At 65.3% G+C, this 18808-nt stretch carries 17 protein-coding genes and 2 tRNA genes; 7 read left to right on the top strand and 12 right to left on the bottom strand.

Translation table 11 applies throughout. The annotated features are described in order from the left end of the window. Positions 1-18 precede the first annotated feature (18 nt). From ABT375_RS03180 to ABT375_RS03170, 3 genes are all read right to left on the bottom strand, one after another. On the bottom strand, positions 19-1008 hold the full coding sequence (locus ABT375_RS03180; protein ID WP_416464836.1) for a glycosyltransferase family 2 protein: 990 nt from the start codon (positions 1006-1008) through the stop codon (positions 19-21). Positions 1009-1145: 137 nt separating this feature from the next. Continuing rightward, positions 1146-2753, bottom strand: coding sequence for a trigger factor (gene tig, locus ABT375_RS03175; protein WP_416464103.1), 1608 nt, complete (start codon positions 2751-2753; stop codon positions 1146-1148). 59 nt (positions 2754-2812) lie between these two features. Beyond that, a tRNA-Leu gene (locus ABT375_RS03170) sits at positions 2813-2897 on the bottom strand. 125 nt (positions 2898-3022) lie between these two features. Between ABT375_RS03170 and ABT375_RS03165 the strand changes: the two genes are divergently transcribed. From ABT375_RS03165 to ABT375_RS03155, 3 genes are all read left to right on the top strand, one after another. Next, entirely contained in the window at positions 3023-3220 is a 198-nt protein-coding gene (locus ABT375_RS03165; RefSeq protein WP_416464102.1) for a hypothetical protein, read from the top strand. Positions 3221-3426: 206 nt separating this feature from the next. Then, positions 3427-4032: a sigma-70 family RNA polymerase sigma factor gene (locus ABT375_RS03160; RefSeq protein ID WP_224549909.1), complete on the top strand. Its 606-nt coding sequence runs from the start codon at positions 3427-3429 to the stop codon at positions 4030-4032. Continuing rightward, a complete protein-coding gene (locus ABT375_RS03155; RefSeq protein WP_416464101.1) occupies positions 3950-4978 on the top strand; it encodes a FecR family protein in 1029 nt (342 codons plus the stop codon). Before ABT375_RS03160 ends, ABT375_RS03155 begins: the two co-directional genes overlap by 83 nt. Before the next feature lie 3 nt (positions 4979-4981). Here ABT375_RS03155 and ABT375_RS03150 read toward each other — a convergent pair whose 3' ends face one another. The 6 genes from ABT375_RS03150 to ABT375_RS03125 all read right to left on the bottom strand — a co-directional run bounded on the left by ABT375_RS03150 (position 4982) and on the right by ABT375_RS03125 (position 11466). Continuing rightward, positions 4982-6724 carry an MFS transporter gene (locus tag ABT375_RS03150; RefSeq protein WP_416464100.1) on the bottom strand — a complete coding sequence of 581 codons (1743 nt, stop codon included), beginning with the start codon at positions 6722-6724 and terminating at the stop codon, positions 4982-4984. Positions 6725-6726: 2 nt separating this feature from the next. Continuing rightward, positions 6727-7473, bottom strand: coding sequence for an FkbM family methyltransferase (locus ABT375_RS03145; protein ID WP_261934760.1), 747 nt, complete (start codon positions 7471-7473; stop codon positions 6727-6729). After that, the gene (locus ABT375_RS03140; protein ID WP_416464099.1) at positions 7470-8633 is read right to left on the bottom strand and encodes a glycosyltransferase family 4 protein; all 1164 of its coding nucleotides are present in this window, start codon (positions 8631-8633) and stop codon (positions 7470-7472) included. Before ABT375_RS03140 ends, ABT375_RS03145 begins: the two co-directional genes overlap by 4 nt. Continuing rightward, the gene (locus ABT375_RS03135; protein WP_416464098.1) at positions 8630-9931 is read right to left on the bottom strand and encodes a hypothetical protein; all 1302 of its coding nucleotides are present in this window, start codon (positions 9929-9931) and stop codon (positions 8630-8632) included. Before ABT375_RS03135 ends, ABT375_RS03140 begins: the two co-directional genes overlap by 4 nt. Then, positions 9928-10680, bottom strand: coding sequence for a class I SAM-dependent methyltransferase (locus ABT375_RS03130; protein ID WP_416464097.1), 753 nt, complete (start codon positions 10678-10680; stop codon positions 9928-9930). The genes ABT375_RS03135 and ABT375_RS03130 overlap by 4 nt, the downstream gene beginning before the upstream one ends. A gap of 84 nt (positions 10681-10764) precedes the next feature. Next, positions 10765-11466, bottom strand: a complete 702-nt coding sequence (locus ABT375_RS03125; RefSeq protein WP_416464096.1) for an NAD-dependent deacylase — start codon at positions 11464-11466, stop codon at positions 10765-10767. Between the two features lie 106 nt (positions 11467-11572). Between ABT375_RS03125 and dapB the strand changes: the two genes are divergently transcribed. The 4 genes from dapB (at position 11573) to ABT375_RS03105 (ending at position 13642) form a co-directional block, all read left to right on the top strand. Beyond that, positions 11573-12337 carry a 4-hydroxy-tetrahydrodipicolinate reductase gene (gene dapB / locus ABT375_RS03120; protein WP_416464095.1) on the top strand — a complete coding sequence of 255 codons (765 nt, stop codon included), beginning with the start codon at positions 11573-11575 and terminating at the stop codon, positions 12335-12337. 4 nt (positions 12338-12341) lie between these two features. Next, a complete protein-coding gene (nth, locus tag ABT375_RS03115; RefSeq protein ID WP_416464094.1) occupies positions 12342-13004 on the top strand; it encodes an endonuclease III in 663 nt (220 codons plus the stop codon). A gap of 101 nt (positions 13005-13105) precedes the next feature. Further along, complete coding sequence (locus tag ABT375_RS03110) at positions 13106-13492, top strand: hypothetical protein (RefSeq protein ID WP_261934765.1); 387 nt, start codon at positions 13106-13108, stop codon at positions 13490-13492. 73 nt (positions 13493-13565) lie between these two features. Beyond that, a tRNA-Arg gene (locus ABT375_RS03105) sits at positions 13566-13642 on the top strand. On the opposite strand, the gene ABT375_RS03100 is transcribed toward ABT375_RS03105, so the two are convergent. The 3 genes from ABT375_RS03100 to ABT375_RS03090 form a co-directional block, all read right to left on the bottom strand. After that, positions 13643-14140: a methylated-DNA--[protein]-cysteine S-methyltransferase gene (locus ABT375_RS03100; protein ID WP_416464093.1), complete on the bottom strand. Its 498-nt coding sequence runs from the start codon at positions 14138-14140 to the stop codon at positions 13643-13645. 75 nt (positions 14141-14215) lie between these two features. Next, a complete protein-coding gene (locus ABT375_RS03095; RefSeq protein ID WP_416464092.1) occupies positions 14216-15628 on the bottom strand; it encodes an efflux transporter outer membrane subunit in 1413 nt (470 codons plus the stop codon). Positions 15629-15633: 5 nt separating this feature from the next. Continuing rightward, positions 15634-18807, bottom strand: a complete 3174-nt coding sequence (locus ABT375_RS03090) for an efflux RND transporter permease subunit (RefSeq protein WP_416464091.1) — start codon at positions 18805-18807, stop codon at positions 15634-15636. Position 18808 lies beyond the last annotated feature (1 nt).

Raw genomic sequence — 18808 nt, 5'->3', positions numbered from 1 at the left:
TTCAAGGGGGTCTTGGCGTCAGTCGCGCCGGGCGAAGTCGGACGGCGCGCGGAAGGCGAGATAGGCCAGCCGCCGCACTTCCCGGCGGCCACGTACGACCGTGTCGAGGATGAGGCCGCACATGGCCGACAGGGTCGCCAGAATCATGAGGCCGGTCACCAGGATCGCGGTCGGGAAACGGGGGACGAGGCCGGTATGGAGATAGGTGAGGATCAGCGGGGCGGCGAGACCCAGGCCCAGCGCCGCCAGGAAGGCCGCGATGATGCCGAAAAAGAGGACCGGCCGCTCGATCCGGTAGAGGGTGATGATGGTGCGCAGGATGCGGAAGCCGTCGCGATAAGTGCTGAGCTTGCTGACCGATCCTTCGGGACGGGCGCCATAGGCGGTCATCACTTCGGCGACCGGCATGGCGAGTTCGAGCGCATGGACGCTGATTTCCGTCTCGATCTCGAACCCTGCCGACAGGACGGGGAAGCTCTTGACGAAGCGACGGGAAAAGACGCGATAGCCCGACAGAATGTCGGTGAAACTGCGACCGAAAAGCTGCTTGAGCAGGCTGGTCAGCGCCCAGTTGCCGAAACGGTGGCCGCGGCGATAGGCGGCGTCGGCCTCTTCGCGGCGACAGCCGACCACCATGTCGAGATTGTCCGCCAGCATGGCGGCGATCATCGCCGGAGCGGCGGCGGCCTCATAGGTCGCATCGCCATCGGCCATGATATAGATGTCGGCGTCCACGTCGGCGAACATGCGGCGCACGACATGGCCCTTGCCCTGCTGGCCGACGCGGCGGACGATAGCCCCCGCCCCGGCCGCCAGTTCGCGGCTGCCATCGCGGCTGTTATTGTCGAAGACATAGATGTCGGCGGCGGGCAGTGCGCGGCGGAAGTCCTCTACCGTCTGCACGATCGCGCCGGCTTCATTATAGCAGGGCAGGATCACGGCGACGCGCGGGGTCGCCATGGCCGTGTCGCCGTTCACCGCGCCATCCACTGGGGGATATTCCTTCATCGTCGCCATCTGCCCATGTCCCATGTCGCCTGCATCGGACATCATCCTTAATATTTCGTCTGCCATGCCGGCCCGGAAATGAAAAGCGCCCGCACTTCCCAGGGAAGGCGGGCGCGCATTCTATCGGGTCGACAGGCTTATTCAGCCTTGGCGGCAGCCTTCTTGGGAGCGGCCTTTTTCTTGGGCTTTTCCTCGGTGGCCGCTTCCTCAGCGACGGGCGCTTCGGCCTCTGCTTCGGCAGGAGCGGCCTTCTTGGCGGCAGCCTTCTTCGGCTTGGCGGGGGCTTCTTCGGCTACCGCTTCGGCGTCGGCGGCCGGTTCAGCGGCCTTCTTGGTCGCAGCCTTCTTGGCCTTCGGCTTTTCGTCGTGATGGTCGTGGCCGCAGTTCGGGCCGTGGACGTGCGGCTTGACGTCGCCATCCTCGGCTTCGATCGCGGCTTCCAGTTCCTCGCGGCTGACGGCGCGGTCGGTCACTTCGGCCTTGTCGAACAGGAAGTCGACGACCTTGTCCTCATAGAGCGGCGCGCGAAGCTGGGCGGCGGCCATCGGATCCTGACGGACATATTGCACGAAACGCTCCCGGTCCTGCGGGCCGTACTGTTGCGCGGCCTGCATGATGAGGCGGTTCATTTCCTGGTCGTTGACGATGACGCCATTGGCCTGGCCGATTTCCGAGAGGAGCAGGCCCAGGCGGACGCGGCGCACGGCGATCGCGCGATAGTCTTCCTTTTCTGCTTCCATTTCGGCGATCGCGGCGGCCGGATCTTCCTCATGGGTGGCTTCATGCTGAAGCTGCTGCCAGATCTGGTTGAATTCGGCTTCCACCATGCTGGGCGGCACGTCGAAATCATGGGCAGCGGCGAGCTGGTCGAGCAGCTTGCGCTTCATATGGGTGCGGGTTAGGCCGTTATGTTCCTGCTCGATCTGCCCCTTGAGCAGTTCCTTGAGCTTGTCGAGGCCTTCCAGGCCCAGCGACTTGGCGAACTCGTCGTCCAGCTTGGGCTTGTCGCCGTTCAGGATCGCCTGGACGGTGATGTCGAAGGTCGCGGCCTTGCCGGCCAGATGCTCTGCGCCATAATCTTCCGGGAAGGTGACCTCGATGGTCTTTTCTTCGCCCTTCTTGAGGCCGGTGAGCTGCTCTTCGAAGCCGGGGATGAACTGGCCCGCGCCGATCTTGAGATTGACGCCCTCGGCCGAACCGCCTTCGAACGCTTCGCCGTCGACCTTGCCGACGAAATCGATCTTGAGCGTGTCGCCGTCCTTCGCCTTGTGGCTGGCGGCATGTTCTTCGAGCGCACCCTGCTGGGTCGCGATGCGGCCGGCGGCCTCATCGATCTGCGCATCGGCGACTTCGACGGTCAGGCGCTCCAGCTTCAGACCTTCGACGCTGGGCGCCGCGATATCGGGCAGCACTTCCAGCGCGACCTTGATCTCGGCATCCTTGCCGAATTCGAAGCCTTCGTCGAGTTCGACCGACGGCTGCATGGCAGGACGCAGCTTCTGATCGGCGATCAGCTTCTGGATGCTTTCCTGGATCGAATTGTTGAGGGCGTCACGCTGCAGCGATTCACCATGCATCTTCTTGACGAGGTTCGCAGGCACCTTGCCGGCGCGGAAGCCGGGCATCCGCACCTGTGGTGCGATCGCCTTCACTTCCTTGTCGACACGGGCGTCGATATCCTTCGACGTGATGGTTACGGTGTAGGCGCGCTTAAGGCCCTCGTTCAACGTCTCGACAGTCTGCATCTCTTCTCTCAAACGCTTTCTTCAGCTGAATTTCGGTGGCGCTGCCGCGGTCGGCATCCTGGTGCGGGCGAAGGGACTCGAACCCCCACATCTTGCGATACCAGAACCTAAATCTGGCGCGTCTACCAGTTTCGCCACGCCCGCATCGGTCGCCGGTCGGCGCGGCATAGAGAAAAGCGCGATAAGAGGCAAGCTATAGTGGAACGCCTGCGCGGAACCGCCGATGCTGCCGGAACGTAGGGGTCATGCGTTACACAGGAGAGACAGCGATGGCCACCCGCCCTGACACCGGACCCGATGGCGTTCCGCCACCCGACCGCATCGACCCTCAGTCCCCCGACGAGATGCCGGCCCCCGTCACGCCGCAGGAAACGCCGATGACCGAGCCGGATGAGATCACCCCGGTCGGCCCCGACTATGACCAGCCGGACAGCGCGCCGACGGAGCTGCCGCCACCGCCCGATTGAGCGGCGGCGTTGCGGCAAGGCGCCGCGGGACATAAGTGTGCGCTCGCGGCCACATATCCACAATTAATTTGCCATGGCCGGAACTTTTTTGGTCGATCGTCCGGATTATGACGATCCGGCGTCTGGACAGTCCCCTGCATCCATGATTGAAATATGACATAGAAAAGAAAAGCGGAGAGGCCCGGCTGAAAAAACAGGGGGTCGTCGTGCAACGGGTTCGCGCTAAACTGGAATGGTTCAAGACGGTGATCCTGCCTCAGGAAGCCGCCCTTCGTGGCCGCCTCCGCAGGATCCTGCCCTCCACCCATGAACTGGAAGACATGGTCGCCGAGGTCATGACCCGCGCCTATGCCACGGAAAATTGGGAGAATGTGACGACAGGGCGGGCGTATCTGTTCACCATCGCCCGCAATCTCGTCATCGACACCGCCCGGCGCAACAAGGTCGTCAGCTTCGAGACCATCGCCGACCTCGAACTGCTGGGCGGCGAGAATAATATCGAAGCGCAGCTCCACGCCCGCGAAGCGCTGCGCCAGGTCGAGGCGATCGTCGAGTCGCTGCCTACCCAATGCCGCCGCGTCTTCATTCTTCGCCGCATCCACGAAAAATCGATGCTGGAAATAGCGGAGGAGATGTCCCTGTCCGTTTCTACTGTTGAAAAACATCTGGCCAAAGCCATCGCGATAGTTATGCGGGCCTGGGCGGAACGTGAGGAAACGGACTTCGAGCGTGCAGGCGTCGGAACCAGGTTCGAGCAACGGCGGCAGGGACGCGATGGAGGCGCAAGCCGCGCGCCTGCTGGCCAGGCTTAATAACGCCCCCACATCGGAGGACGAAGCCGAGATTTGCGCCTGGATCGAAAGCGATCCGCGCCACGCCGTTGCCTTCGCCCGCGCCGAAGCGGCATGGGAGGCCGCCGAGCGGCTGAAGAGCGCCGCTGCCGACATCACCCTGCCCCCGCTCGCCGCGATCGTCAGCGAGGAACAGCAGCGCCGCCTGTCGCGCAACATCATGATCGCCGCCGCCGTCGCGGTCCTGTTCTTCCTGGTCGCCGCCATCGTCACGGTCCGGACCTTCAGCGGCATGGATCGCTATCAGACCGGCATCGGCGAATATCGCGACATTGCGCTGGACGATGGGTCCACCCTTCACCTCAACAGCGACAGCGAAGCCGAGGTCCGCTTCACATCGAACGGACGCAAGGTGCGTATCGTCAAGGGCGAGGCGTCGTTCGACGTCGCCCATGACCGCAAACGCCCGTTCGATGTCGAAGCCCGGTCCGCGGTGATTCGCGCGGTCGGCACCGCCTTCAACGTGCGGATGCGTCCGTCCATCGTCGAACTGACGGTGACGCAGGGTACGGTGACGGTGCATTCGGGCGGCGGCACGGCGCAGAAGGTGCCGGCCGGGAGCGGCGCGGTGATCCAGCCGCGCACGATCGCGCTGACGCATCTCGGCCCCAAGCTGATCGATCAGCGCACCGCCTGGCGCGAACAGATGGTCGAACTGGACGGCGAGACGATCGAGCAGGCGACGGGCGAGTTCAACCGCTATCGCGCCGCACCCATATTGATCGGCGATACGCGCGTGTCATCGCTGCGGATCGGCGGACGGTTCCGCACCAGCGACAGCCGGGAGTTCCTGTCGGCGCTGCAACTGAGCCTGCCGATACGCGCCGTCCATGGCGAGGACGGATCGGTGATGCTGCTCTATCGCGATGAAGACCCGGCGCCGGCGGACAATAGCGCGGCGCTGTAGGCCTTACATCGCGTTGTCGGCGGCGTTCAGGGCGTCTTCGAATGTTTCGGGGAGCGGCGGCTGGACCGGGCGATCGCAGCCTTCCTCCTTCATATGCGCGCGCAGCGCATCCATCCGGCCGAGATTCCAGCGGGCGAGCGGAACGCCCAGGGGGCGAAATTCGGCGCGGTCGAACAGTTCGACGACATAGGATTGGCACAACATGTCCACCTGCTCCAGCGTGAGCATGCCCAGGTTCATCACCATCGGCTTGCCCGGCACGCCGTTGCGCCCCCGCACCAGATCCGTGACGTAAAGACCGCCGCGGGGATCGACCAGAACGACATCGGCCTCGCTCGAATCGATCAGCCGGTGGCTGGCCGCATAGGGTTCGACGAAGACATGGGTGCGCCACACCAGAAAACTGCTGGCAAGGCCGGTGATGACGAGACCGATCAGCAGCGGCCGTAACGCCCCCTGCGGCCGGAAGCGCGCCCAGCCGAGACCGGCGAGCAGGCAGAAGGGGCCGATGAAGCCATGGGCATAGCGAAAGCCCCACCCATAGCCCTGCGCCAGCGCCAGCAGGCTGCCGGCGAGGCAGCCCAGCGCCAGCGGCAGCGCGATTTCCTGCCCGCGGATCATCGTGCGCCAGCGCATGGCGGCGATGCCGAGCATCGCGAGCGGGACCATGAGGATGTTGTTCCAGGCGACATAGCGGGTCAGGTTCACCAGCGGTTGCCAGCGATCGCCCAGCCGCTGGAACAGGCTGCCGACCTTGTCCGCGACCCCGGCGGAGGGGCGGACGTCGGCGGGGGCGCCCAAAGCGTGCATCAGGAAGCCGGGCCAGAGTTTCGCCCAGATGACGACGATCGCCACCAAGGTCAGCGCGTGGAAGGCTGCGACGCTCCAGCGGCGGGCGAGCAGCATCCACAGGATGAAGGGCGCGATGAAGATCGGCGGGAAATGCCATTGGTGCAGCCCGGCCGCGATCAGCGCGACGAGGCCCGCGGTGATGTGGCCGACCACGCCGCCGCGCAGCACAAGCGCCAGCCAGACCATGTTGAGCGCGAAATGCCCGGTCATGGCATAGGGGGTCATCGCCGTGACCCAGAGCTGGCTGGACGAGAAACCGAGCAGTACCGTGACCCAGACCGCGTCCGGGCGATCGGGCATCAGGTGCAGCGCCACCCGCCACAGCGCGAACAGGCCCGCCATCAGCAGCGCCGGACCGGCCAGGTTGGGATCGCCCAACTGCCAGAACAGCGCCTGGATCGCGCTGTTCACCGGCAGATAGGCCGCCGTCCAATAATCCGCCGCGCCGAAGGGGGAGAAGAATTCGGGCATGATCGCCCGGCGATAGGGTTCCCATTCGACCGGGATCGGCCGGGCGAACAGTCCTTCGCGCATATAGGCGGCGGCGAAGCGGGCGACTTCCTCATCCCGGCTGATCGCATAATCCTGAAACAGCGCATAATGGCCGCCCCACGCCGCCATGCCGAGCAGCACGATCAGCGGCACGACGATCCGGGCGGTGGGCCGGGGGAGCGCGATCCCCTTCCCCTCCGCCCAGGGCGCGGCCAGAGCCAGCAACAGCAGCGATCCGAGCAGCGCGGGAAAATCCTGATCCAGCAGCAGGATGACGGCCAGGCTGATTCCCTGCCGATAGGTGACGTGCCACAGGAAGGTCGCGCCCAGCCAGAGCGCCAGCCCGATCGCGCCCGCCAGAAACAGGCGGCGCGCGCTGACGATGCGGCTCCCCTGCCCCATGGTCAGGCCTGAACCAGGGTCCGGTTGACGAAAATGCCGTCCATTTCGACCAGCCGTGGGAAATGGCCCTTATTATTGGCGAAGAAGGCGGAAGGGACGAAGCCGCGCGCCTCCAGCCAGTCGATCATCGCGCGATAGCCGGCGCCGCCTTCATAGATGGGCCGCACGCCCAGTTCGGTCTGAACGCCCAGCATGGTGGTCAGGGCATCGCCCGCGCCTTCGCAGACAGAGAGGTCGTGGCCCTGCGTATCCATTTTCAGGAAGGGGCGCGCAAAGCCGTGCTGCGCGATCAGTTCGGGTAGCAGCGTGTCGAGGCGGCGGCACTGCATCTCCACCGTCTTGGTCACCCTGTTGCGTTCGGCGAAGATCGCGTCCTGCCCGTCCGAGGGTTTTTTGAGCGAGCTGAACTGGTCGGCGGCCATGATGTTGAAGCTGGCCGTGCCGTCGAAATCGGACAGCGCCATATTGAAGACATGCCAGTTACGGTCGGACGCAGCCTGTTTTTGCAGTTCGGCGAAGACGTCCGGGTTCGGTTCGAACGACAGGATCAGGCCCTTATAGCTCGCATCCTTGCGCGCCATGGTTGCATATTGGCCGCGATTGGCGCCGACGTCGAACAGGCAGTCGACCGCGAAGGCCGACAGGAAGCGCTTCAAGGCCTGGATTTCGGGATATTGATGGACCCGCCCGGCCGCGGCGAGGCGCAGGGCCAGGGCGCGATCGCCCAGTTCGCGCAGATAGCGGTTCATGCGCGCGCGGCCAGCCCTGAGCGCGCAGCCAAAATGGTGCGATAGATGCCGATCGTCGCAACGGCCATGTCTTTCCAGCTTCCCATCTCATTCCCGTAGTCGCGCGCCCATGCGCCATGGCTTTGCCTGATGGCCGCGCTTTCGATCAGCGGCAAGAGGGCTTGGGCCAGCGCCGGCGCATTTCCCGCTTCGGATCGGACGGCGACGCCTTCGGGCAACTGGCCGAACATGCCGGCGTCCGACGTCACCATCGCCTTGCCATGGTGGAGCGCGGAGAGGAAGGCGCCGCTCGAATCGATATGACGGTAGGGGAAGGCGATCATGTCGGCGCGGACCATATGGGCGTCGAGCCGGGATTCGGTGAGGAAGCCGAAATCGGTGACGAGGCGGTCGGCGAATCCCGCCTGTGTCACCGCATCGAGCAAGGGGGCGACGTCCATGAAGGGCTTGCCCGCCAGCGCCAGTTCGAAGACATGGCCGGCGCGCCAGAGCTGGAGACAGGCGTCGACGAGGATATCGACGCCCTTATAGGGACGGATCGTGCCGAAGAAGAGCAGGCGCGGGACCGAGGGCGCGGGGATGGCGGCGAGGTCGGCGGAGGTGGCGGGAGCGAGGCGCATCGGCGGGTGTGGGGTGACATGGATGCGGGCGGGATCGATGCCCTGCCCCAACAGCGCGGCGCGGGTGGTGTCGCCATGCACGATGAGCGCGTCGAACCGGTCGAGCAGCGTGCGATAGCCGCGTCCCTGCACGCCGGCATCGGCATGATAGGCATCGGCGTTGTGGACGGTATGAACCAGTGCCGTGCGGCCCTTGAGGCGGTTGAGCAGCAGCGCGTCGGCGGGGGCGAGCGGGAGCCACTGGACATGGACGATGGCGGCCTGGGTCAGTGGGCCGATGTAGCCCAGCGCGCAGGCGAGGCCATATTCGGCAGCCTTGGCGATGCGGAAGGCGCGGCCTTCACCCTGCCGCGCGCGCAAGGCTTCGCTGCGGGGGAAGAAATGCGGCTTGTACACATAGCCCTGCGGCATGATCGCGTCGGTGGGACGCATCGGGCGGCCGAGCAGGGTGACGTCGGCGCCATCCCCCGCCAGCGCCGCACACAGGCTGTCGTCATAGCGCCCGGTGAAGAGCGAGGGATCGAGCATCGCGATCTTCATGCGCGCACCAGCCTGCGCAGCGAGACGAGGTGCAGCCCGGCCACAGTCAGCAGGGTGAGCGCATAGAGGCCGAGGAAGGCGAGATCGAAGCGGTCCGGCCAGAGCAGCAGCGCCAGCGGCGCGCTGGCCAGCGATCCGGCAAGAAACGGGAGCGAGCGGGCGAGCAAGGCGCCGAACCGCCCGAGCGCCGCCTGCACATAGACCGAGACGCAGAGCAGGGTCAGCGCGAACAACGCGAGGATGATGAGGGTGATGTCCGCCCGGTCGATCGTTGCGCGGCCGTCGAACAGGATCGCGAACAGACGATCGCCCGCGAGCAGCAGCACCGCAGAGAGGCCGATCGCAAAGAGCATCGCCGCGGCTGTTGCGCGACCCAGCAACTGGCGCAGCCGGATAAGATCTCCCGCGTGATAGGCGCGGGTGATGCGCGGCAGCGCGGCCTCCACCGTCGCGCGGACCAGCATGGACAGCGACCGCGACATCTTGAAGAAGAAGTCGAAGACGAGCATCGGCCGGGGGTCGCTGGTCGCCAGCGCGATGGTGAAATAGGGCGCGTTGTAGGCGACGATGTCGGACACGGTAAAGGCGGCCGATGCGCCGATGTCACGCAGATAATGGGCACGGACATGGCCGCCGCCGACGCGGAAGGCGAGCCAGTGCCGGCGGTTCATGTCCAGGCGTCGATGGACATGGCCGATGGCGTAGGCGATCACGAGGATGCTGACGACCAGTTGCAGCGCTACTGACAGGCGCGGGTCCATGCCCGCCAGCATCGCCAGCAACAGCCCGATCGTCACCATGCGCCGTGCGCAATCCAGCCCTTCCCACAGGAAATTGCCGTCCACCGCCGCCAGCGCCCGCTTGGCGAGCAGGGCCGGCAGGTTAAGGCAGGCCGAGAGGAAGAAGAGGAAGAAAAGCAGCGGCAGGCCCGTCGCCAGCCATCCCCCCGCCAACGCCGCAAGCAGGATCAGGCTGGCGCCCGCGACCAGCAGGCCGAGGAAGAGGAAAAGAACGCCCATCTCCTCCAGCCGGAAGCCGCCATCGTCGCCGCCCACGCCGCCGCCGAGCCAATGGCGGCGGAGACGCGCATAGATGATGCTGGTGAGGCCGAATTCGGCCGAGATGGTGAAATTGCCGAAGGCGACGAGCAGCAGGAACGCCTGGAACTCCGCGATCGGCAGGACGCGCACGAAGACGAAGGTGACGGCGAAGCCCCAGATCAGCACCAGCCCGACATTGGCGAGCTTCACCAGCGCCAGGAAGCGGGCTGACCCTTCCAGCCGCGCGAGGCGGCTCACCGTGCGGACTCTCCGCCCGGCTTGCGCGCGCGGAACAGACGGTCGTCCAGGCCGTGGAAATGGCGCGTGGCGACGTCGATCGTCGCGGCGTCGATTTCTTCCAGATCGAAACCGGCGGCGCGGATGCGGTCGGCGAAATCGGGGCCGTACTGGCGGACATGATCCCATTGGCCAAAGCGCCGTTCGCGTTCGCGCGGCGGGATGTCGAAGCTGCCGTCCTCGGTCGGCTTGTCCCATAATGGCACGATCAGCCAGGCTTCGCCGCCGGGCTTCAACGCCCGGTGGATGTTACGCAGCACAGCCATGTCATCAGGCACATGCTCCATCACATGGCTGGCGTAGAACAGATCGTAGCGATCGCTGTCGGCAAGATTCATCAGGTCGACGCGGGTCATGTTGGCGACGCCATAGCGCGACGGGTCGAGATCGGCGGGGGTGTAATCGGCAGCAGCCGAGAAGCGCCGCACCAGACTGGCTTCATTGGGCGCCATGTGCAGGATCGCGCCGTCCGTCGGCACCTTGAGCGCGCCTTGCTGGATCAGCCAGTTCATCAGCCGCTCGCGGGGGGATGCGCCGCATTCCGGGCACCCCCATTGCCCATTGTCGCCATACCGGAAGAAGCCGACCACGGCCGCGCCGCAGGCCGGGCAACTGCGCGTCGCGCGCGCCCCCAGCGCCTTGCGCAGTTGCAGCGCCGTTTTCGTCAGATGCTTGCCGGCGGCTTTGGCCACCCGCTGGACAGTAATCACCGATCGCTCCGCGCCGTCATGGGGAAAGGCCGCGCTATACTATAAGCGCCGGGCAATGCGAGGGGGTTTCGGGTTCCGGCCCGATCAGGCCAGCAGTTCGCGCACCAGATCGGGCACCAACATGCTGGCCGGCCCCAGCCGGGTTTCGTGGAAATAGACGCTGCCGGCCGACGGATCGAGATTGAGCTCCAGCGTGCGCGCGCCGACATGGCGGGCGGTCTGGACGAAACCCGCCGCTGGATAGACCGCGCCCGATGTGCCGATCGACACGAACAGGTCCGCATCGCGCACGGCGGCGTCGATGCGGTCCATATCGTAGGGCATTTCGCCGAAGAAGACGATGTCGGGGCGCAGGGCTGGCTTGCGGCAACCGTCACAGGCCGTGCCCGGTGGCAGCGGATCGGACCAGCGGACCGCCTTGCCGCAGGCGGCACAGAGCGCCGATCGCAGTTCGCCATGCATGTGGATGAGGCGCCTGGCCCCTGCCCGTTCGTGCAGGTCATCGACATTCTGGGTGACGATCAGCAGGTCGCCCGGCCACTCCGCGTCCAGCGCGGCCAGCGCCTGATGCGCGGCATTGGGGTGCACCTCGGCCAGTTTGGCGCGGCGTTCGTCATAAAAGCGGTGCACGAGCGCTTCGTCACGGGCCAGCGCTTCGGGGGTGCAGACGTCCTCTACGCGATGACCTTCCCACAGGCCGTCCGGGCCGCGGAAGGTGGCGAGGCCGCTCTCGGCGGAAATGCCCGCGCCGGTGAGGATGACGATGTTGTGGATGTCGGCGTTCATGGCCCGACTTCTAGTGATATGACCCATCCGCGCCAAGGCCGAGGGATGACAAAGTCGCGCTGCTCTGGCATCGGCGGGCCGACTATTGATAATGGAACGGACCATCATGACGACGATCGGGATTTTCGGGGCGGCGGGACGCATGGGCCGGGCGATTGCGCAGGCGGCGGCCGATGCAGGCCTGGGTATTGCCGGCGGCACCGATCGCGAACCGGCCGGCGAAATCGCGCCGGGCATCGCCATGACCGGCGACCCGCTGGCGCTGGCGGAGGCGAGCGAGGTGCTGATCGATTTTTCGGTGCCGGGTGCCCTCAGCGCGCATCTGGACGCCTGCATTGCGGCGCGCAAGCCGCTGCTGATCGGCACCACTGGACTGGAGGCGGTGCATCACGCCCTGATCGATGAAGCCTCGGCGCATATCGCGGTGCTGCAGACGGGCAATACGTCGCTGGGCGTCAACCTGATCGCCGCGCTGGTCGAGCAGGCGGCGGCGGGGCTGGGCGACGATTGGGATATCGAGATCGTCGAGATGCATCATCGGCACAAGGTCGACGCGCCATCCGGCACGGCGCTGCTGCTGGGCGAGGCGGCGGCGCGCGGGCGCGGGATCGCACTGGCCGAGCATAGCGAGCGCGGGCGCGACGGGATTACCGGCGCCCGAGCGCAGGGCGCGATCGGCTTTGCCGCGCTGCGTGGCGGGTCGGTCGCGGGCGATCATCAGGTGATCTTCGCAGCCGAGGGCGAGCGGATCGAGATCGGTCATCGCGCGGAGAACCGCACCATCTTCGCACGCGGTGCAGTGAAGGCGGCGCGCTGGCTGGTGGGGCAGCCGGCGGGGCGTTATGATATGAAGGGCGTATTGGGACTCTGAGGTCGTGAACAAGGCGCAGATCTTCGATTTCTTCAGCCGGCTGGCAGAGGCCAATCCCGCGCCGGTGACGGAGCTGGAATATGGCAATCCCTATCAGCTGCTGGTGGCGGTGACGCTGTCGGCGCAGGCGACCGATGTTGGCGTCAACAAGGCGACCCGCGCGCTGTTTCGCGCGGTCCAGACGCCCCAGCAGATGGTCGAGCTGGGCGAGGAGGGATTGAAGGCGCATATCAAGACCATCGGCCTGTTCAATACCAAGGCGAAAAATGTCATCGGCCTGTCGGAGATACTGGTGCGCGATTTCGGCGGCGAGGTGCCGGAGGATCGCGACACGCTGACCACCCTGCCCGGCGTCGGGCGCAAGACCGCCAATGTCGTGGTCAACACCGCCTTCGGGCAGGAGACATTCGCAGTCGACACCCATATTTTCCGCGTCGGCAATCGCACGGGGCTGGCGCCGGGGAAGACCGTGCTGGCGGTCGAGCAGCAACTGGACAAGAAAGTCCCCGGCCCGTTTCGCCGGGATGCGCACCACTGGCTGATCCTGCATGGCCGCTATGTCTGCAAGGCGCGCAAGCCCGAATGCTGGCGCTGCATCGTCGCCGACCTGTGCCGGTTCAAGCCCAAGACGCCCGCACCCAAGACAGCGGCGGCAAAGGCGGCCTGAGCGCGCATCCATTCTCCTCCTGTTCAGCCATGGCGCGCTAGGATCATGACGGAAATGCGCGCGCCGCGCCGTCGATTCGGCATGATATGAGGAGAGAAGCGATGTCCATTGTTGCCCCTGCCCGGCTCGCGCTGGGCCTGGCGCTCGCCTGCGCCGCCCTGCCCGCCATCGCCAAGGACAAGCCCGACCCTTATGTGGCCAAGGGCGAGCCGATCGATTGCGTCCAGATCCAGTCGATCCGGTCGACCGATGTGCGCGATGACAGCACGATCGACTTCATCATGAACGGCAACAAGGTGTATCGTAACAGTCTGCCCAATAGCTGCCCCAGCCTGGGCTTCGAAAAGCGCTTCCTCTACAAGACGAGCCTGTCGCAGCTTTGCTCGGTCGACATCATCACCGTGCTCTACAATGCCGGCCCCGGATTGCAGCAGGGGCCAAGTTGCGGGCTGGGCAAGTTCCAGCCGATGGAGAAGGCGCCGAAATAAGATCGGTTGAGGCGATTTTGACGCTGGCGCAGCGCGGTGGACTTTGCTACCCGCCCCTCCTGACCAGCGTCATGCACCCATAGCTCAGCTGGATAGAGCGTTGCCCTCCGAAGGCAAAGGCCACTGGTTCGAATCCAGTTGGGTGCACCATTATTCCGGATTTTCTAAAGCCTTGCGCTCGAAATCGAGCAGCCAGCGCTTGGTTTCGACGCCGCCGGCAAAGCCGGTCAGTGCGCCGTTCGCGCCGACCACCCGGTGGCAGGGGGCAATGATCGAGATGGGATTGCGGCCGTTGGCGGCGCCCACGGCACGCGATGCGGTGGGGCGGCCGACGGCGCGGGCGATGTCGCCATAGCTGCGCGTCTCGCCGAAGGGGATCGCAAGCAGCGCCGCCCAGATCGTCCGCTGAAAGGCCGTGCCGCGAAAGTCCAGCGGCACCGTGAACGTCTGCAACCGGCCAGCGAAATAGTCCGTCAGCTGCGCCCTCGCCGCTGCCAGTATCGGATGATCGCTGCGGGCCGTGCGCGCGCCCAACCGGACGCGGGCAGGATCATCATCCTCCCACAATATCGCGACCAGGCCGGCGTCGCTCGCCACCAGTGTCAGTTCGCCGACCGGCGAGGGAAAAATTATGTGGGCCAGGGTCATCGATCGTCTCCGCTATGCAGCCAAGTAGATAGCGGAGATCGATCGGCGATGCTTCCCGCCGCTTGCTGCCAAAGCCTATTTGAGGCCGCCGCCCATGGAACGATAGAGTTCGACCATGTTGCTGGCGCGGGTCAGGCGGGTGGCGAGCAGGCTCTGTTCCGCATTGTAAAGCGAGCGTTGCGAATCCAGTGTGGTGAGGAAACTGTCTACCCCGGCCCGGAAGCGCGCGTCCGACAGGGTGTAGGCAATCTTGGCTGAATCGCGCAGCGACATTTGCGCCTCGAGTTGCTGGCTCATCGTGCCGCGCCGGGCGAGCGCGTCGGCGACTTCGCGGAAGCCGGTCTGCACGCTCTTTTCATAAGTGGCGAGCATCGCGTCATAGGTCGCCCGGGCATAGCGCAGATTGGCCTTGTTCTTGCCGAAGTCGAAAATCGGCAGGCTGGCTGTCGGCGCCACCGACCAGGTTTCGCTGCCTGCGGCGAACAGACCCGACAGGCCGGTGCTGACGGTGCCAAGCGCGGCGGTCAAGGAAATGCGGGGGAAGAAGGCCGCCCGCGCCGCGCCGATATCCGCATTGGCGCTGCGCAATTGATGTTCCGCCGACGCGATGTCGGGACGGCGCAGCAGAATGTCCGATCCCACGCCGGACGGCAAATTGTCCAATGTCGCGTCGGATTGCGGCAGGGCGTCGGGCAGGTCCGTCGCCGGGACGGTGGTGCCGGCCAGCAGGTTCAGCGCATTCTGGTCCTGCGCCACCAGCGTCGTCGCCTGGGCGATGTCCGACCGCGCGCTGTCATAGCTGGTCTGCGCCTGGCGCACTTCCAGTTCCGACGCGACGCCCTTGGCGAAGCGGGCCCTGTTCAACGCAAGCGTCTTGCCGAACGCGCTTTCCAGATCGCGGGCGATGCGCAGCCGTTCCTGATCCGCCGCCATCGTCAGCCAGGCGTTGGCGGTTTCAGCGATCAGCGTGACCTGCGCGGCGTTGCGATTTTCGACGCTGGCGAAATATTGTTCCTGCGCCGATTTGGTCAGATTGCGCACCCGTCCGAACAGGTCGATTTCCCAGGCCGAAATGCCGACCTGCGCCTGATAGACGTCCTGCCGCAACCGATCGCTTTGGCCGAACTGGACGAGCGGCTGTGACGAGAAGGTGGCCGTCCCCGTCCCCGCCACGGTCGGCAGCAGGTCCGCCCGCTGCACCCTATATTGCGCGCGCGCCTGTTCGACATTGGCCACGGCCAGCCGCAAGTCGCGGTTATTGGCGAGCGCGGTTTCGATCACGCGCGCCAGACGAGCATCGGTGAAGAAATCGCGCCAGCCGGTGTCCGCGGTTACCGCCATGCCCTGCCCGCTATCGACGGCATAGGCCGGCCCTTGCGGACTCGTGGCGGGCACCGGCAGTTCCGGCCGCACATATTTGGGCGCCATGTCGCAGGCGGCCAGCGCCAGCGAGAGAGTGACGGCGCCCAGCGCTTTCATGTTGCGCATGGTCTTCAAGCCTCCTGCGGGGCATCGGGGGTCGCCCGGTCGCCGTCCGCCTCGTGATTATGATGTTCGCGGAACAGCCGCTTCACGACAGTGAAGAAGACCGGGACGAAGAAGATCGCCAGCACGGTGGCCGACAACATGCCGCCAACCACGGCCCAGCCGATCGCATTCTGACCGCCCGCCCCCGCGCCCTTGGACAGCGCAAGAGGCAACACGCCGAAGATGAAGGCGAAGCTGGTCATCAGGATCGGCCGCAGGCGCAGCTTGCCGGCTTCCAGCGCCGCCTTGGCCGGCGACAACCCTTCGCGCATCTTCTCTTCGGCGAACTCCACGATCAGGATCGCGTTCTTCGCCGACACGCCGATGGTGGTGATGAGGCCGACCTGAAGATAGATGTCGTTGTTGAGCCCCGCCAGGGTGGCGCCGATCACCGCGCCCAGCACGCCCAGCGGCACCACCAGCATCACCGCGATCGGGACCGACCAGCTTTCATACAGCGCCGCAAGGCAGAGGAAGACGATCAGCATCGAGAGCGCATAGACATAGGGCGCCTGGCCACCGGAGGTCCGCTCCTCATAGGAAATGCCGTTCCAGCTATAGCCGACGCCCGCCGGCAGCTTGGCGGCGAATTCCTCCATCGCCTGCATTGCCGTGCCGCTCGACACGCCCGGGGCCGGCGCGCCCTGGATGTTCATCGACGGGACGCCGTTGAACCGTTCCAGACGGGCCGGACCCTGCACCCACTCGGTCGTGGCGAAGGCCGACAGTGGGGCCATCGTGCCGCTGCTGCCGCGAACGTGGAAGGCGTTGATGGCATCGGGCGACGTGCGGAAGGGCGCGTCGGCCTGGACAAAGACGCGCTTCACGCGGTCGCGGTCGATGAAGTCGTTGACGTAGGAGCCGCCCAGATTGGTGCTGATCGTGTCATTGACGTCAGCCTGGGCCACCCCCAACGCGCCCGCGGCCGCCTGATCGACGTTCAGCTTGAGCTGTGGCGTATCTTCCAGACCGTTGGGACGAACCTGCGCCAGGCGCTTGTCGCCCATCGCCATGCCGAGCAACTGGTTGCGCGCGGCGAGCAGCTTTTCATGGCCCAGATTGCCCTGATCGAGCAATTGGAAGTCGAAGCCGGACGCATTGCCCAGTTCCTGCACCGCCGGCGGGACGAAGGCGAAGGCCATCCCCGCCGAAATCTTACGGAACGCCTTGTTGGCACGCAATGCGATGGCAGGCACCTGATTGTCGGCGCCCTTCCGCTCCTTCCAGTCCTTCATACGTGCAAACACGATGCCCACATTCTGCCCCTGTCCCACGAAGCCGAAGCCGCCGATGGTGAAGACGGCGGAGACATTCTTCTTTTCGTCCACCAGATAATGGTTGCGCATCCGGGTCAGAGCCCGTTCGGTCTCCTCCAGCGTGGTGCCGGCGGGAAGCGAAACCTGGTTGATGATGATGCCCTGGTCTTCTTCGGGCAGGAAGCCGCTCGGCAGGCGCAGGAAGATGAAGGCCATGCCGATCACGATGAGGCCATAGACCAGCATCGTGCGAACCCAACGACGCTCCACCTTCTCCACGCCCCGGCCATAGCGGGCCACGCCCTTGTCGAAGGTGCGATTGAACCAGTCGAAGAAGCGGCCGAAGATCGAGCCGATCGGCCCGTTCCAGCTATGACCATGCGAAGCGGGTTTCAGGATGGTGGCGCACAGCGCCGGCGTCAGGATCAAAGCGACCATGACCGACAGGATCATCGAAGAGACGATCGTGATGGAGAATTGCCGGAAGATGACGCCCGTGGACCCGCCGAAGAAAGCCATGGGCAGGAACACCGCCGACAGGACCAGGCCGATGCCGATCAGCGCGCCGCTGATTTCGTCCATCGACTTCTTGGCCGCTTCCTTGGGACTGAGGCCCTCATCCTGAATCAGGCGCTCGACATTTTCGACCACGACGATCGCATCGTCGACCAGCAGGCCGATCGCCAGCACCATGCCGAACAGGGTCAGCGTGTTGATGGTGAAACCGGCCGCGCTGAGGATCGCCAACGCGCCCAGCAGCACCACTGGCACCGCAATGGTCGGAATCAGGGTCGCGCGCCAGTTCTGCAGGAACAGGAACATGACGACGAAGACCAGCAGGACCGCTTCGAACAGGGTATGGATGACCTGTTCGACCGACAGCTTGACGAAGGTCGAGTTATCGACCGGGAAGTCATATTTCACCCAGCTTGGGAAGTTCTTCGACAATTGGTCGACGCGGCTCTTGACCGCCTCCACCGTGTCGAGCGCGTTCGCGCCCGGCGCCAGCTTGACGCCGAAGCCCGAGGCCGGATAGCCGTTGAACTTGACGCCGAACCCATAGGTTTCCGCACCCAGTTCGATCCGGGCGACATCCGACATCAGCACGACCGAACCGTCGCCGTTGCTGCGCAGGCGGATATTGCCGAACTCTTCGGGGGTGCGCAGGCGCGACTGGGCCGTGACCGTCGCGTTGAGCGCCTGCCCCTTGGGCGACGGCGATCCGCCGATCTGCCCGGCGGACACCTGCGCGTTCTGCGCGACGATCGCCGATTTGACGTCCCCGGTGGTGACGCCGAGATTGGCCATCTTGTAGGGATCGAGCCAGATCCGCATCGCATATTGCGAACCGAACAACTGCGTATCGCCCACGCCGGTCACGCGGCTGATCGGATCCTGCAAGCTCGACGCGATAAAGTCGGCGGCATCCTCCTGGTCATGAATGCCGTCGTCCGAATAGGCGGCCATGATGAGCAGGAAGCTGGAGGTCGACTTGCCAACGCGCAAGCCCTGCTGCTGCACTTCCTGCGGCAGCAGCGGCGTTGCCTGCGACAGCTTGTTCTGCACCTGGACCTGCGCGATGTCGGGATCGGTGCCCTGTTCGAAGGTCAGGGTGATATTGAGATTGCCCGACCCGTCGCTGGTCGAGGAGAAATAGCGCAGATTGTCGATGCCCTTGAGCTGTTGTTCGATGATCTGCGTGGTCGTGCTTTCCAGCGTCTGGGCATTGGCGCCAGGATAGCTGGTCTGGATCGTCACCGCAGGCGGCGCGATCTCAGGAAACTGCGCGACCGGCAGAGAACGGATCGCCAGCAGGCCGGCCAGCATGATGACGATGGCGATGACCCATGCGAAGATGGGCCGGTCGATAAAATAGCGGGCCATG

It is taken from the genome of Sphingomonas sp. VDB2, assembly GCF_047946695.1.
Taxonomy (GTDB): Bacteria; Pseudomonadota; Alphaproteobacteria; order Sphingomonadales; family Sphingomonadaceae; genus Sphingobium; species Sphingobium bisphenolicum.
Note: the sequence above shows the minus strand (reverse complement) of the source record. Positions and strands in the feature narration are given on the sequence as shown.

Excerpts from the sequence above, each read along its gene's own strand:
- ABT375_RS03180 (WP_416464836.1), bottom strand. The coding sequence starts at position 1,008 with ATGAAGGAATATCCCCCAGTGGATGGCGCGGTGAACGGCGACACGGCC.
- tig (WP_416464103.1), bottom strand. The coding sequence starts at position 2,753 with ATGCAGACTGTCGAGACGTTGAACGAGGGCCTTAAGCGCGCCTACACC.
- ABT375_RS03165 (WP_416464102.1), top strand. The coding sequence starts at position 3,023 with ATGGCCACCCGCCCTGACACCGGACCCGATGGCGTTCCGCCACCCGAC.
- ABT375_RS03150 (WP_416464100.1), bottom strand. The coding sequence starts at position 6,724 with ATGGGGCAGGGGAGCCGCATCGTCAGCGCGCGCCGCCTGTTTCTGGCG.
- ABT375_RS03145 (WP_261934760.1), bottom strand. The coding sequence starts at position 7,473 with ATGAACCGCTATCTGCGCGAACTGGGCGATCGCGCCCTGGCCCTGCGC.
- ABT375_RS03140 (WP_416464099.1), bottom strand. The coding sequence starts at position 8,633 with ATGAAGATCGCGATGCTCGATCCCTCGCTCTTCACCGGGCGCTATGAC.
- ABT375_RS03125 (WP_416464096.1), bottom strand. The coding sequence starts at position 11,466 with ATGAACGCCGACATCCACAACATCGTCATCCTCACCGGCGCGGGCATT.
- dapB (WP_416464095.1), top strand. The coding sequence starts at position 11,573 with ATGACGACGATCGGGATTTTCGGGGCGGCGGGACGCATGGGCCGGGCG.
- ABT375_RS03110 (WP_261934765.1), top strand. The coding sequence starts at position 13,106 with ATGTCCATTGTTGCCCCTGCCCGGCTCGCGCTGGGCCTGGCGCTCGCC.
- ABT375_RS03100 (WP_416464093.1), bottom strand. The coding sequence starts at position 14,140 with ATGACCCTGGCCCACATAATTTTTCCCTCGCCGGTCGGCGAACTGACA.
- ABT375_RS03095 (WP_416464092.1), bottom strand. The coding sequence starts at position 15,628 with ATGCGCAACATGAAAGCGCTGGGCGCCGTCACTCTCTCGCTGGCGCTG.
- ABT375_RS03090 (WP_416464091.1), bottom strand. The coding sequence starts at position 18,807 with ATGGCCCGCTATTTTATCGACCGGCCCATCTTCGCATGGGTCATCGCC.